Raw genomic sequence first — 14612 nt, 5'->3', positions numbered from 1 at the left:
AATACTTTCGTAAGTTTATTATGGTAGAAAGTAACATAGTTTCACAGTAAAGAGGTTATAAGAACTTAGTCTTTATAACCTCCAGGGCATAGTGGTTTTAATTGTTAGCTGAAACATTCTCATTAGATTCAGTATTTGATGATGGTGCTGTTTCGGGAGTTGAAGTACTAGGTGTTTCAGATGGTTGTGGCTCAGAGGTAGGCGTAGGATTAGGTGTGGGCTCCTGACTTGGTACTGGTGTTTGTGAAGGAACAGAAGAATTTGTATTAGGAACAACAACGCTAGGTGTACTATAAGTGTAGTTATTGCTATTGTTTTGTTGTGTTTGAGAGGTGTTATCTTGAATTACTGTATTGGCACTTGCCTGTGCTGCTTCTGCAATAGCTTCTAAATTAGCCTTAACAGCAGCAAGACGTTCTTGTAACGCTTTCTTATTTTCCTCTTTGGCAATTTTATTGATAGCTTCTTGAGCAGCAGTCAAATTGTCTTGATTTTGATTATCTTCCAAGGTCTTAACTGCGTTTTCTGCTTCTGCGATAGCATTTTTTTCTGCGGCTTCTTTGGCTAAGTTTATCTTAATAGTATCCAAACGTTTGATGAGATCTTGCTTTTTTTCAGAATCTGGGAGTTTCTTCAATAAGTTATCAATGTTCTTGATACTGGCATCGCTTGGTGCTTTTTCAATACTTGTCAATAAACTCTGAATTTTTGCAATATCTACCTGTGATTCTTTTGATGAATCAAGTTTTTTGTTGGCAGCTGACTGTGCCTTATTTTCATGTACAAAAAAAATTGTCGCTGCAAACAATAGCAATACAGAGCTGGCAGCAAGTGCTAACATTTCTTTCTTTTCAAATTTCATACGGTATCTCCTCGACTTTTTTACTATTATAACATAAAAGTGAGATGTTTTTAATTTTCTGATAAAAAAGCCCTGCATTTCTTTTGTGGGTATACGACCATTTTTGAATTAAATTGTATATAAGTGATAATAACTTTTATCAGAAGAGAATTCGGTCAGCTGCTTCAAAATATTTCATTAAAGAATAAAAATGGCTAAAAACGAATTGGAAACGCTTGACAAATGAGAAATGAGGAGTATAATGATAGTAACTTTTGTGTTGCTTTGATAGAACAAAAGTGTGAGATTAAATGAATAGTTTTACGAGGAGGATTAAGATGATAAAATTTGATCATGTATCAAAATTGTATGGTGAAAAAGAAGCTCTAAGCGACCTTAATGTGACCATTAACAATGGTGAAATTTTTGGATTGATTGGTCATAACGGAGCTGGTAAAACAACGACAATTAGTATTTTAACATCTATTATTGAAGCCAGTTATGGAGAAGTATATTTGGATGACTTGGCCTTGTCACAACACCGTGATGAAATAAAGAAAAAGATTGGTTACGTTCCAGATTCACCAGATATTTTCCTAAATTTGACCGCCAATGAATATTGGCACTTTCTTGCAAAAATTTACGATATTGATAAGAATCTTGCAGAGGAGCGCATTGAGACGTTGAGCAAACTATTTGATCTTTCTACTCAGAAAGAGGAAATGATTGATAGTTTTTCACATGGAATGCGTCAAAAAGTTATCGTTATCGGTGCTTTGGTTTCAAATCCTGATATTTGGATTTTGGACGAACCCTTGACAGGACTTGATCCTCAGGCTTCTTTTGACTTGAAGGAATTGATGAAAGAGCACGCAAAAGCGGGAAATACAGTAATTTTCTCCACACATGTACTCCAAGTAGCAGAGCAATTGTGTGATCGAATTGGAATTTTAAAACAAGGGAAACTAATTTTTGTTGGAACATTAGATGAGCTTAAAGCAAACCACCCAGAAAAAGACCTAGAAACAATCTATTTGGAAATGGCTGGTCGCAAATCACAAGAAGTGGGGTGAATAAGATGAATTGGAAGATTATTTGGGAACTCGTTAAAATTAACATCTTATACTCTAATCCTCAAACACTGACAGCGCTAAAGAAGAAGCAAGAACGTAAACCTAATAAAAAGTTTTCAGCCTACAAGAGCATGTTTCAGCAACAGGCAATTATGATTGCCGTCTTTATGGTTATCTACTTGTTTATGTTTGTTGGTATGGATTTTGCGCGTTATCCAGGATATTTTTCATTTTATGTGGCTATTTTCTTTGTCATGGCAACTATATCTGCTTTCACAGCGATGTATACTATTTTTTATGAGAGTAATGATGTTAAGCTTTATGTCTATTTACCTGTAAAATCATCCGAACTTTACGTTGCAAAGATTATTTCTTCCTTGGGGATGGGGTCTGTTTTTCTTATGCCCCTTCTATCTCTCTTTGGTATTGCTTATTGGCAAATAGCTGGTGCGTTTGTTGCGATTCCGTTGGCTATCTTACTTTTTGCGATTTTGCTGGTCTCCTCTATGACGCTCGCACTTTACCTTAACAGCCTCATTGGGCGCGTTATTGTCAGAAGCCCAAAACGTAAATTGATTTCGACGGCACTGATGTTTTTGTCGACATTTGGTGCTGTAGGTCTCATTTTTTATCTAAATGCAACCAATCAGACCCGTATGGTTGAAGAAGGAGTTATCTCTGACCGAGGAATCGTTCCTTATTTTAGAGGATTTCATGATGTTGTTGTAGCACCTTTTGGTTTAAATGCCTTGCTAAACTTTTGGTTACCATTACTAGTTCTTGTTTTGTTGATTGTGGGTATTATCAAATATATCATGCCAAACTACTATCAAGAAGCACTTTACGTCAATGCTAAAAGTCAAGCACGGAGAATTAGAAAGCCTAAAGAAACTATTGATGCATCCTTATCTAAAGTTTTGATTCGTCATCATTTATCAACACTCCAAAACGCGACGCTTTTGACACAAACTTATCTTATGCCGCTCATTTTTGCAGTTTCTTTTGTTATGCCCATGGCAATTAATGGTAGTAATTTTTCAACGATGATTACCCCAGACTACTTTGGCATTGCTTTACTAGTTGGCATGATTTTAGGAAGTATGTGTAGTACTCCGACCTCTTTTCTTGGTGTAGGGATCTCGCTTGAAAGAGAAAATTATACATTCTTTAAATCACTACCTTTAAATTTCAAACGATTTTTACATCAAAAGTTTCTTGTTTTGCTAGGACTTCAAGTGATTATTCCTGTTCTTGTTTATGCAGGGCTAGGATTGGTAGTTCTCAAATTTCATCCAATTCTTGTAGTTTCCTTTGTGTTAGGGTTCATTTTAATGGCAAGCTTGCAAGGGGAGTTCGTCTATCGCCGTGATTACAAATTGTTAGATTTGAAATGGCAAGATGTCACCCAATTGTTTACCCGCGGTGCGGGTCAGTGGACGATGATGGCTTTTATGTTTGGAAATCTCATATTTGGGGGTATTGTTGTTGCTATAGCCATATTCGCCAGTATCATAACGAAAAATCCTCTAGCAGTTAACAGCGCTGTGACAATAGCTTCTGTATTGTTATTGGGGCTTACCCAGCTCTTTGTGAATAAGATATTCTGGAAACAACTTGGTTAATATCAAAAAGAATACCGTGCATACGCACGGTATTTATAGTATAATTATACCTATGAAACGAAATTTTGAAACTGTAAAACGTATTGTAATTAAAATTGGAACAAGTTCCCTTGTTTTGCCTAATGGAAAGATTAATTTATCCAAAATTGATCAACTGGCTTTTGTTATCTCTAGCCTGATGAATACAGGGAAAGAAGTAATTTTAGTATCATCAGGTGCCATGGGATTTGGACTGGATGTTTTAGGTTTGGAGAAACGACCGGCTGAAATATCCCAACAACAAGCAGTATCAAGTGTCGGACAAGTAGCTATGATGAGTCTCTACTCACAGATCTTTTCACACTACCAAACAACAGTGTCTCAAATCTTGCTCACACGTGATGTTGTTGAGTACCCTGAAAGCTTATCTAATGTCACCAATGCTTTTGAATCATTACTTTCAATAGGAGTTGTGCCTATCGTAAATGAGAATGATGCTATTAGTGTTGATGAGATGGATCACATCACTAAGTTTGGCGATAATGACCGCCTTTCTGCTGTCGTTGCTAAAATCACAAAGGCTGATTTACTTATCATGTTGTCAGACATTGATGGACTTTTTGATAAGAATCCTAATATTTATGATGATGCCAAATTACGAAGTCATGTTTCGTTAATCACAGACGAAATCATCACCTCAGCAGGAGGTGCGGGAAGTAAGTTTGGAACGGGTGGAATGCTCAGTAAAGTAAAGAGCGCTCAGATGGTTTTTGAAAATCAAAGCCAAATGATTTTGATGAATGGTGCCCAACCTCGTGATATACTTCGTGTTTTAAGCGGTGACCAGATTGGTACCTGGTTTGCCCAAGAAAAATAGGAGGCTCAAATGACATATATTGATAATTTAGGGAAAAATGCGAAAGCAGCTAGTCAAACCTTGCTTGGACTGGGAAGTTCAGAAAAAAATAACATTCTTCGACAAGTTGCTCAGGCTTTGATTATTCAAACTGATTATATTCTTTCAGAGAATGACCGTGATTTGAAGGCAGCCAAGGGAAATGGAATCTCAGATATTATGCTAGACAGATTACGTTTGACCGAAGAAAGAATCAAAGGCATTGCGGAAGGAGTGAATCAAGTTGCTGATTTACAAGACCCCATTGGTCAAGTTGTTCGTGGTTATACCAATTTGGATGGGCTTAAAATAGTGCAAAAGCGTGTGCCGTTAGGTGTCATCGCTATGATTTTTGAAAGTCGGCCAAATGTTACTGTTGATGCCTTTTCACTAGCTTTCAAGACAGGGAATGCCATTATTCTTCGTGGTGGCAGAGATGCCATTCATTCCAATACAGCTCTTGTTTCCGTTATTAGAAAGGTACTCGCCACTTCTGGAATCAATGCCGATGTCGTTCAACTTATTGAAGACACAAGTCATACTGTAGCGGAAGAATTGATGCAAGCTGTAGACTATGTTGATGTCCTTATCCCTCGTGGAGGAGCACGCCTCATCCAAACAGTTAAGGAAAAATCAAAAGTCCCAATTATTGAAACAGGAGTAGGAAATTGTCATATTTATGTTGATGACAGTGCCGATCTAGATATGGCGATTAACATCGTCATTAATGCTAAAACGCAGCGACCAAGTGTCTGCAATTCTGCAGAGTCCTTGGTAGTTCACGCAAAAATAGCAGAGCAATTTCTTCCAAAATTAGAGGAAGAAATTTCCAAAGTACATCCTATTAAATTTCGAGCTGATCAGGAATCGCTAAAACTCTTTAAAAATGCAGTTCCAGCTACCGAGGAAGATTTTAACACTGAGTTTCTTGATTACATCATGTCAGTAAAACTTGTCACTTCCGTAGATCGGGCTATTGATTGGATAAATAGGCATACGACTCATCACTCGGAAGCAATTATCACCCAAAATATTACACACGCTGAATCATTTCAAGACCAAGTTGATGCAGCAGCCGTCTATGTCAATGCCTCAACACGTTTTACAGATGGGTTTGTTTTCGGTCTGGGAGCAGAAATCGGTATTTCAACACAAAAAATGCATGCTCGAGGTCCAATGGGACTTGAGGCATTAACTTCTACAAAGTTCTACATTAATGGTCAAGGACAGGTAAGACAATAAAGAAGTGAGGTACAACGTTCTTCCTAAGGCTAAATTTTCATTGCTGAGGTGAAAATGAAACATTTGCAAGGAGTTCTGAGGTCTTGCTCTAGATTTCGTGAAAGCTTTGAGGAGCCTATGCTTCTCGAATGGATAATTGTATCATCTATTCTACGTTAGTAAAAATCAAAAAAATGTAAGCTGCTTTTTCGGAGTACTATATGCTTGAAAATATTAATAGATAGTAAAATTAACTTGTCAAAAGTGGTTATCCGTGGGCGTAATGCTCAGGACGGACATATGTTTTTCGTTTAGAAAGAAATAGTCTAATAGCTAACAAAAAAATCAAAAACATAGGTTTTATCCATCAAACAGTACAAAATCTACTGACTCGTTAATTAGATGAAAAGATTGCTCCTAAGGGAAGAGTCGTGAACGTTGTCATTCTTACAGACGTTTCCTTGAAGTAGAAGAAGTTTTTCTTAAAGAACAATTTTTAATGTCTGTCTAAAAGAAAGCATATAGACGGTCTTCACACCTATGCCTGCTATCCTTGTTGTGGATCAGTGGAGGAATGTGCAGAGAATTCGTTTTTCATTATATTGGTGGTTATAATAGCGATTGGTTGAATAAATTTCTACGCTAACTATCATCTGCAGTTCTATAGAGCTACAAAGAACCAACCAAGTATAATTCCGTAGGGTATAAGTTTCAGATATTGGATGTGCTTGAAAATATAGAGTTTACTTTTCATTTTACTATAACAAACCTGAAATGAACTCTAGTGAACAAGTCTAGGTTAAAATTCACAACTATAGTTTCAATATGAATTTTCAAATGTTTGGGAGTATGATTGGTAAAGTTACAAGAGGTGATCCTATGATTAAAAGAATGCAACCCTCAAATCAATTATTAGTAAAAGATAGTAGGAAAATTCAGATTTTGATTTTAATTTGCCAGAAACAGATAAATGTGGTAAAATCAAGCTTACGGAGGCGTTATGGCACAAAAAAAAGCAAGTTTGGCATGTGCAGAATGTGGCAGTCGTAACTATTCGATTGCAGTTAGTAGCACAACTAAAACAACACGATTAGAAGTTAATAAATTTTGTAAACACTGTAAAAAATATACCTTGCATAAAGAAACGCGCTAATCATAGAATAAGTAAAGGAGATTAAAGTGAGATTCATAGGAAGTATTTTCACTGTTTTAAAGGACACGACATGGCCTGACCATAATCAACGTTGGAAGGATTTTCTCTCGGTTTTAGAGTATACGGCCTTCTTTACCCTGGTTATCTATATTTTTGATAAATTGTTAGCTTTTGGTGTCATTGATCTGATCAATCGTTTTTAAACTTATAGACTAAGTGTAGGTACATTGTCTAAATGACAAATTTTTAATTCTTCGTCAGTAATATAGTAAAATGAAATAAAAACAGTACGCTTGTGATATAATGTTTTTATGGCAGATTCATTAGATTTTCGTAAAAAAGTTCTCGCATACTGTGACAAAACTGGCAGTATTACCGAAGCAGCTGCTGTTTTCCAAATTTCGCGCAACACCATTTATCAATGGCTAAAGCTAAAAGAGAAAACAGGCAAGCTTCATTACCAAGTTAAAGGAGCCAAGCCATAAAAAGTTGATAAGGATAAATTAAAGAATTATCTTGAAACTCATCCAGATGCTTATTTGACTGAAATAGCTTCTGAATTTGGCTGTCATCCAACAGCTATTCATTANGCTCTCAAAGCTATGGGATATACTCGAAAAAAGCTGTATCTACAACGAACAAGACCCTGAAAAAGTAGACCTGTTCCTTAAAGAATTTAATAGCTTAAGGCAATTGATAAAGGGTATGGTCTCTGGAAGAAGATACCAGCGGCTGTCTTTAGTTGCAGGTCTCATAAATGGTGGGCTTATTGCTCCAATGATATACAAAGACACTATGACTAGTGACTCTTTTGAAGCCTGGTTCTAAAAATTCTTACTCCCCACCTTAGAGGCACCATCAGTTATCATTGTGGACAATGCAAAGTTTCATAGGATGAATCAACTAAAAGTCTTGTGTAAGGAGCAGGGGTATAGACTTTTAGCCTCTTTGTCAGCTGTAGTGGGTGACTTATAATTAGCAACGAGAGAGAATCGAATTACTTCTCTCTTTTTGCATGTTCAAAGCGATGAGAAGTTTGGTTTTGAAGTTTTTTTAGTTTCGAAAGCCAAAAGTTTGGTGTTTAATCTCCTTGATAAGCTTGTTGGGAGCCTCCAACTTGGCATTGGAATAAGGCAGCTCAAGAGCATTGATGATGTGAGCCTTGTATTTGAGAGCTTAAGAATACTTGCGTGGTCATTGGTGTTTGGTAGTTGAGACTACTACGAATTTGATGGCGGTTCCAATAGTGAACATAATCTTTAGTTTAAGGGTTAATTCTTCCAGCGAGTGGAAGTTTTTTTGATGAATAAACTCAATTTTATCTAGTCTTCAAAATTCTTGACAGAATAGGCAAGTCCATATTTTCAGTCATAAAACAGTTCTGTACTCTCTTTCCCAAAGAGGCTTTGAAAACCTCCACATCGGCCAGAGGCAAGGATTTCGCCATCTATCCACTAGTTGAAGAGCTAGGTACTCCATTTTACTTTATGTAAATAAAATAATTTTTGCTGTCTGCTCGTTATAAAAATCTTCCTGTTTACTTTTCTTTAACTTGGTATAAGCTTTATAGGTGTTTTTATGCTTTTGAATTGTCAAAATAATTGTACATCTTTTCCATAAAATATCTCATAAGATGTTTTCCAGTTAAGACATTTTCTTGGTCTATTATTTAACTTATCTTCCCACTCCTGAATCAATGTCTCTTCCACAGCTTTCAAGTAACTGCTTTTGATAGGTATGGAATCACCTCCTTTTCATTTTTTCTTTCCCTAGAGGGTTAATCTTTTTTGGTTTATCAGTCGTGATAGGTTTTCTTTATCGCTGTGATAGAAAGAATATAATTTACAGACTAACTATTGACGTGTTAGAATACTAAGATAAACTAGAGATATAAGGGAATAATATGATCTTTTCAATATTAACATCGGGTTGGGCTTGGTATGAAAAACTTATTAAGCCAATTCCAGAAGGAAAATTATTTAGCTGGCATGCTGTTTTTGATGCTATTCCCAGCATTTTAGAGCATCTACCAACCACGCTAGGCTTAACCTTAGCTGGTGCTGTTTTTGGCTTATTATTAGCTTTGCTTTTTGCGATTGTTAAAATCAATCGAGTAAAAATTCTCTATCCAATCCAAGCTGTTTTTGTCAGTTTTTTACGGGGAACTCCGATCTTGGTACAGCTTATGCTGACTTACTATGGAATTCCTCTTTTCTTGAAATTTCTAAATCAAAAATATGGTTTTGATTGGAATATCAATGCTATACCAGCAGAAATTTTTGCTATCACAGCCTTCGCCTTCAATGAAGCAGCTTACACCAGTGAAACCATTCGAGCAGCTATTCAGGCGGTTAATTCGGGAGAAATCGAGGCTGCACGCAGTTTGGGAATGACTTCGTTTCAAGTTTATCGTCGCGTTATTATTCCAAATGCAGCGGTCATTGCCACACCAACTTTAATCAATGGCTTGATTGGTCTAACGAAAGGAACATCCTTGGCATTCAATGCTGGGATTGTTGAAATGTTTGCTCAGGCTCAAATTCTTGGCGGCTCGGACTACCGATATTTTGAACGCTATATTTCTGTTGCCTTGATCTACTGGTTAGTCAGCATTATCATTGAAAATATAGGTCGCTTGCTTGAAAAGCGGATGGAGATTACCTCTCCTGACAATATTACTAGCGATGTTCCAGGAGGTGTTCGTTAATGATTTCCATTTCAAATTTAACAAAGGAATTCTCCGGTCAGAAGGTTTTAGATGGTCTGACTCTTAATATCCAAAAAGGAGAAGTGATTGCATTGGTTGGGGCATCGGGTGCAGGAAAATCAACTTTTCTGCGTAGCATGAATTACCTTGAGCAGCCAGATTCTGGAAGTATTCAGATTGATGATTTTAAGGTTGATTTCACTAAGATTAGCAAAGATGACATTTTAACCCTGCGTCGTAAACTTGCCATGGTTTTTCAGCAGTTTAATCTTTTTGAGCGTCGTACGGCTCTTGAAAATGTTAAAGAGGGCCTTAAAGTTGTCAAGAAAATGTCCGACCAAGAAGCGACAGCCATTGCAAAGGAGGAACTGCGCAAGGTTGGTCTTTCAGATCGCGAAAACCATTATCCCCGTCACTTATCTGGTGGTCAGAAACAGCGAGTTGCCTTAGCGCGTGCTCTTGCTATGAAGCCTGATGTTTTGCTCCTAGATGAGCCAACGTCCGCTCTTGATCCTGAGTTGGTAGGCGAAGTTGAAAAATCAATTGCTGATGCTGCTAAATCAGGTCAGACCATGGTTTTGGTCAGTCATGACATGAACTTTGTTTATCAAGTTGCTGATAAGGTCTTGTTCTTAGAAAAGGGAAAAATTCTTGAACAGGGTAGCCCAGATGAGATTTTCAATCATCCCAAAGAAGAACGTACCAAGGAATTTTTTGCTAGTTATGCAAAAACGTACATTTAATGCTAGACTTTTGATATAATGAGAGGAGTTGAGAAATTCTCGCTCCTTTTCTATTAGAGATGGGACGATTGGTAAAGGTGATAAGATGTTTTTAGAAATTTTTGCCGTCTATGTTCAAGGGCTGATATTATCTATTGTGACGGTTTTCATTGTTGGAAGTTTGTGGATGGTTTGGCGAGCCGTTAGAAAGCTAGATAAGACGGTTAAAGCTAGACAGGCAATTTTGTACGAGACACTGATGATTGCTGTGATGACTGCTCCAATTCTTTCCTTTGCTTATATGGCAATTTTACTGATGATGAAGTCGTAATCTTTGCATTATTTGTTTAGATTGGTACAATGAAGAGAGAAAATGTAAGGAGAAAAAAGTAAATGTATGATACTTTAATTATTGGTTCAGGACCTGCTGGAATGACGGCTGCACTTTATACCGCACGTTCCAATCTCAAAGTTGGGATTATTGAACAAGGGGCTCCAGGTGGTCAGATGAATAACACTTCTGAAATTGAAAACTATCCTGGTTACGAGCATATTTCAGGACCAGAATTGTCTATGAAGATGTATGAGCCCTTGGAAAAATTCAACGTTGAACATATTTATGGTATTGTTCAAAGCATTGAAAATGACGGACTTATCAAACGCGTTGTGACAGAAGATGAAACTTTTGAGGCAAAAACGGTTATTCTTGCAACGGGGGCTAAGTATCGATTGTTAGATGTTCCTGGCGAGGAGGAGTATACGAGTCGTGGTGTTTCTTACTGTGCAGTTTGTGACGGAGCTTTCTTTCGTAACCAAGATTTACTAGTCGTTGGTGGCGGAGATTCTGCGGTTGAAGAAGCCATCTACTTGACACAATTTGCCAAGTCTGTGACCATCATTCATCGTCGTGACGAATTGCGTGCGCAGAAAATCTTGCAAGATCGTGCCTTTGCTAATGAGAAAATCAAGTTCATTTGGGACTCTGTTGTCAAAGAAATCAAGGGCGGTGATGTCAAAGTTTCCGGTGCGACCGTTGAAAATGTCAAAACAGGTGAAATAAGTGATCACGAGTTTGGCGGAATCTTTATCTATGTCGGAATGAATCCCGTCTCAAATATGGTGACTGGGTTAGGTATCACAGATGAAGCAGGTTGGATTTTGACAAATAACAAGATGGAAACCAGTCAGTCAGGAATTTATGCTATTGGTGATGTTCGTCAGAAAGATCTGCGTCAGATTGCAACAGCTGTGGGTGAAGGGGCAATTGCTGGTCAAGGAGTTTATCATTATATTACAGAACATTTTTGAAAATAACTAAGAGTATTTGACCGCTTTGGTTATTCAATGAAAATCATGAAAAGAAGTCGTAATTAGAAGGTGTATTCACAAGTTAGGTGCTTTTATATAAGAGATAGTTTTTCGCTAAGCAAGGCAGTTTTTTAGGAAATACTGCCTGTATTTTGAAAAAAAAACTAGCGATGAGTAGCTTAAAAACTAGCCTTAGATGGAAGTGCTGAATGGTGAGTACAGGTTCTTAAAGTTTAAGTTCATAAGAACAAGGTGATAAAGTATTGTTTTGATTTTCAAAGAATTGAGGTTCACCAAATAAAACTCTTTTGAGCAGGTTTTGCCTGCTTTTTTTGTTTTTTGCTCTGCGATTTTCCGAAAATATCTGAAAATGTGTTATAATAGTCACAATATTGTGTGAGATACACTTGAAAAAGGAGTTAGCGATGTATAAGGACGACAGTTTAACGCTACACACAGATTTGTACCAAATTAACATGATGCAGGTCTATTTTGAACAAGGCATTCATAATAAACGAGCAGTTTTTGAAGTTTATTTTCGCAAAGAACCTTTCAGTAATGGCTATGCTGTTTTTGCAGGGTTACAGCGTATGGTTGAATATCTTGAAGGACTCAAATTTTCTGAAACGGACATTGCTTATTTAGAAGATTTGGGATATCCCGCAGAGTTTATTGACTACCTAAAACATTTTAAATTAGAGTTAACGGTGCGATCAGCTCAAGAGGGGGATTTGGTTTTTGCTAATGAGCCCATTGTTCAGGTAGAAGGACCATTAGCCCAATGTCAGTTAGTTGAGACAGCTCTGCTCAATATTGTTAATTTTCAAACATTGATTGCTACTAAGGCTGCTCGTATCCGCTCGGTAATTGAAGATGAACCTTTGCTTGAATTTGGAACGCGCCGAGCACAGGAAATGGACGCTGCTATCTGGGGAACCCGTGCGGCTGTCATCGGTGGTGCGGATGCCACATCAAATGTTCGCGCAGGTAAGATGTTTGATATTCCCGTTTCTGGAACGCATGCCCATGCTTTGGTTCAAACTTATGGTGATGACTACAAAGCCTTCATGGCATATGCAAGCACCCATAAAGATTGTGTCTTTTTAGTAGATACTTACGATACACTAAGACTAGGTGTTCCAGCAGCCATTCGTGTAGCCAATGAATTGGGAGATAAAATTAATTTTCTAGGTGTTCGTATTGATTCAGGAGATATGGCCTACTTGTCTAAAAAAGTCCNCCAACAACTCGACGAAGCTGGTTATCCCAATGCTAAGGTCTATGCTTCTAATGACTTAGATGAAAATACTATCCTAAACCTGAAGATGCAACACGCTAAAATTGATGTTTGGGGAGTGGGAACAAAATTAATTACCGCCTATGATCAACCAGCTCTTGGTGCAGTTTATAAAATTGTCTCCATAGAAGATGAAAATGGCGTTATGCAGGATACCATTAAGCTTTCCAATAATGCGGAAAAAGTTTCCACCCCAGGTAAAAAACAAGTTTGGCGAATTACGAGCCGTGCCAAAGGGAAATCTGAAGGAGACTATATCACCTTCACAGATGTTGATGTTAGTGAACTTGAAGAACTTTACATGTTCCACCCAACTTATACTTACATCAATAAGACGGTGCGTGATTTTGATGCTGTTCCACTTTTAGTAGATATCTTTGACCAAGGAAAATTAGTTTATAAACTTCCTAAGCTGAAGGATATTCAGGCATACGCTCGTAAGGAATTTGACAAACTCTGGGATGAATACAAACGTGTTCTTAATCCTCAAGATTATCCTGTCGATCTTGCGCCAGATGTATGGCAAAATAAGATGGATTTGATTGATCGTATTCGAAAAGAAGCACATGCAAAAGGAGAAGTCAAATGAGTTTACAAGATGAAATTATCGCCTATGAAGGCGTAAAGCCAGTCATAGATGCTAAAGAAGAAATTAGAAAATCCATTGATTTTCTAAAAGGCTATCTTAAAAAGCATACTTTTTTGAAAAGCTACGTTTTAGGTATTTCTGGCGGTCAGGATTCTAGTCTGGCTGGTCGTCTCGCCCAGCTTGCTATTGAAGAATTAAGAACAGAGACTGGGGACGACAGTTATCAGTTTATTGCGGTTCGCTTACCTTATGGCATTCAAGCTGATGAGGCAGATGCCCAACGCGCCCTTGCTTTTATTCAGCCAGACGTCAGTTTGACGGTGAATATCAAAGCAGCTGTAGATGGTCAGGTTGAAGCTTTAGTAGCGGCAGGTGTTGAAGTTTCTGATTTTAACAAAGGAAATATTAAGGCACGTCAGCGTATGATTACCCAGTACGCCATAGCGGGTCAGTACAGTGGAGCAGTGATTGGAACGGATCATGCTGCTGAAAATATCACTGCTTTCTTTACCAAATTTGGAGATGGCGGAGCAGATATTTTGCCACTTTACCGCCTTGATAAACGCCAAGGAAAACAACTTTTGGCAGAATTGGGAGCTGATAAAGCTATCTATGAAAAGATTCCAACTGCGGATCTTGAGGAAAATAAGCCAGGAATTGCAGATGAAATCGCCTTGGGTGTGACCTACAATGATATTGATGATTATTTGGAAGGTAAAAAAGTTTCATCAGAAGCTAAGACTAAAATTGAAAATTGGTGGCACAAAGGTCAGCATAAACGCCACTTGCCAATCACTCTTTTCGATGATTTTTGGAAATAGTACTCTTCGAAAAACAACTTATTGGCTTGGGCCTAGACATATAAATCATTTCTATATTAGATACAGAAAGCAGAAGTTTGGATTAACTCTGCTTTTTACTTATAGTAAAATGAAACACAAATAGTACATAATGTGATATAATGTTTTTATGGCATATTCATTAGATTTTCGTAAAAAAGTTCTCGACTATTGTAAGCGAACAGGTAGTATCACAGAAGCATCAGATGTTTTCCAAATCTCACGAAATACCATTTATGGCTGGTTAAAACTAAAAGAGAAAACAGGGAAGCTAAACCATCAAGCAAAAGGAACAAAACCAAGAAAAGTTGATAGAGATAGACTCAAAAACTATTTTAATGACCATCCGGATGCTTATTTGACTGA

14 protein-coding genes and 4 pseudogenes are annotated in these 14612 nt (G+C 37.5%); 14 read left to right on the top strand and 4 right to left on the bottom strand.

All coding sequences use genetic code 11. The features are described from left to right. Nucleotides 1-97 precede the first annotated feature (97 nt). On the bottom strand, nucleotides 98-862 hold the full coding sequence (locus A3I7_RS13360; protein WP_018375643.1) for a hypothetical protein: 765 nt from the start codon (nucleotides 860-862) through the stop codon (nucleotides 98-100). A 317-nt stretch (nucleotides 863-1179) separates the two neighbouring features. On the opposite strand from A3I7_RS13360, the gene A3I7_RS0104780 reads away from it, so the two are divergent. From A3I7_RS0104780 to A3I7_RS13595, 7 genes and pseudogenes are all read left to right on the top strand, one after another. After that, a complete protein-coding gene (locus A3I7_RS0104780) occupies nucleotides 1180-1914 on the top strand; it encodes an ABC transporter ATP-binding protein (RefSeq protein ID WP_018375642.1) in 735 nt (244 codons plus the stop codon). Nucleotides 1915-1919: 5 nt separating this feature from the next. After that, the gene (locus A3I7_RS0104775) at nucleotides 1920-3536 is read left to right on the top strand and encodes a hypothetical protein (protein ID WP_026217129.1); all 1617 of its coding nucleotides are present in this window, start codon (nucleotides 1920-1922) and stop codon (nucleotides 3534-3536) included. Nucleotides 3537-3588: 52 nt separating this feature from the next. Beyond that, nucleotides 3589-4392 (top strand): glutamate 5-kinase, encoded by an 804-nt coding sequence (gene proB / locus A3I7_RS14045; protein WP_026217128.1) that lies wholly within the window; start codon nucleotides 3589-3591, stop codon nucleotides 4390-4392. Nucleotides 4393-4401: 9 nt separating this feature from the next. After that, nucleotides 4402-5652, top strand: coding sequence for a glutamate-5-semialdehyde dehydrogenase (locus A3I7_RS14040; RefSeq protein WP_018375639.1), 1251 nt, complete (start codon nucleotides 4402-4404; stop codon nucleotides 5650-5652). A gap of 979 nt (nucleotides 5653-6631) precedes the next feature. Further along, a complete protein-coding gene (rpmG, locus tag A3I7_RS13600; RefSeq protein ID WP_083907206.1) occupies nucleotides 6632-6784 on the top strand; it encodes a 50S ribosomal protein L33 in 153 nt (50 codons plus the stop codon). Between the two features lie 26 nt (nucleotides 6785-6810). After that, complete coding sequence (secE, locus tag A3I7_RS0104755) at nucleotides 6811-6987, top strand: preprotein translocase subunit SecE (protein ID WP_018375637.1); 177 nt, start codon at nucleotides 6811-6813, stop codon at nucleotides 6985-6987. Nucleotides 6988-7095: 108 nt separating this feature from the next. Next, a pseudogene (locus A3I7_RS13595) lies at nucleotides 7096-7726 on the top strand (IS630 transposase-related protein); the annotation flags it as partial. 33 nt (nucleotides 7727-7759) lie between these two features. Here A3I7_RS13595 and A3I7_RS13590 read toward each other — a convergent pair. The 3 pseudogenes from A3I7_RS13590 to A3I7_RS14850 all read right to left on the bottom strand — a co-directional run. After that, nucleotides 7760-7957, bottom strand: a pseudogene (locus A3I7_RS13590) (transposase); the annotation flags it as partial. Continuing rightward, nucleotides 7923-8113: pseudogene (locus tag A3I7_RS14855) on the bottom strand (IS3 family transposase); the annotation flags it as partial. The pseudogenes A3I7_RS13590 and A3I7_RS14855, both read right to left, overlap by 35 nt. 263 nt (nucleotides 8114-8376) lie before the next feature. Continuing rightward, a pseudogene (locus A3I7_RS14850) lies at nucleotides 8377-8514 on the bottom strand (IS30 family transposase); the annotation flags it as partial. Between the two features lie 173 nt (nucleotides 8515-8687). Here A3I7_RS14850 and A3I7_RS0104730 point away from each other — a divergent pair. The 7 genes from A3I7_RS0104730 to A3I7_RS0104700 all read left to right on the top strand — a co-directional run. After that, nucleotides 8688-9491, top strand: coding sequence for an amino acid ABC transporter permease (locus A3I7_RS0104730; RefSeq protein ID WP_018375631.1), 804 nt, complete (start codon nucleotides 8688-8690; stop codon nucleotides 9489-9491). After that, entirely contained in the window at nucleotides 9491-10234 is a 744-nt protein-coding gene (locus A3I7_RS0104725) for an amino acid ABC transporter ATP-binding protein (RefSeq protein ID WP_018375630.1), read from the top strand. Before A3I7_RS0104730 ends, A3I7_RS0104725 begins: the two co-directional genes overlap by 1 nt. A gap of 85 nt (nucleotides 10235-10319) precedes the next feature. Next, on the top strand, nucleotides 10320-10544 hold the full coding sequence (locus A3I7_RS0104720; RefSeq protein WP_018375629.1) for a DUF4059 family protein: 225 nt from the start codon (nucleotides 10320-10322) through the stop codon (nucleotides 10542-10544). Between the two features lie 62 nt (nucleotides 10545-10606). After that, entirely contained in the window at nucleotides 10607-11521 is a 915-nt protein-coding gene (trxB, locus tag A3I7_RS0104715) for a thioredoxin-disulfide reductase (RefSeq protein WP_018375628.1), read from the top strand. Nucleotides 11522-11946: 425 nt separating this feature from the next. Beyond that, the gene (locus A3I7_RS0104710) at nucleotides 11947-13407 is read left to right on the top strand and encodes a nicotinate phosphoribosyltransferase (RefSeq protein WP_018375627.1); all 1461 of its coding nucleotides are present in this window, start codon (nucleotides 11947-11949) and stop codon (nucleotides 13405-13407) included. After that, nucleotides 13404-14228: an ammonia-dependent NAD(+) synthetase gene (gene nadE / locus A3I7_RS0104705; RefSeq protein WP_018375626.1), complete on the top strand. Its 825-nt coding sequence runs from the start codon at nucleotides 13404-13406 to the stop codon at nucleotides 14226-14228. Before A3I7_RS0104710 ends, nadE begins: the two co-directional genes overlap by 4 nt. Nucleotides 14229-14376: 148 nt before the next feature. Next, a partial coding sequence (locus tag A3I7_RS0104700) for an IS630 transposase-related protein (RefSeq protein ID WP_018375625.1) occupies nucleotides 14377-14612 on the top strand: 236 nt, incomplete at its 3' end.

This window comes from Streptococcus orisratti DSM 15617, from assembly GCF_000380105.1.
Taxonomy (GTDB): Bacteria; Bacillota; Bacilli; order Lactobacillales; family Streptococcaceae; genus Streptococcus; species Streptococcus orisratti.
The sequence above is the reverse complement of the archived record's forward strand: the minus strand, read 5'-3'. Positions and strand labels throughout refer to the sequence as shown.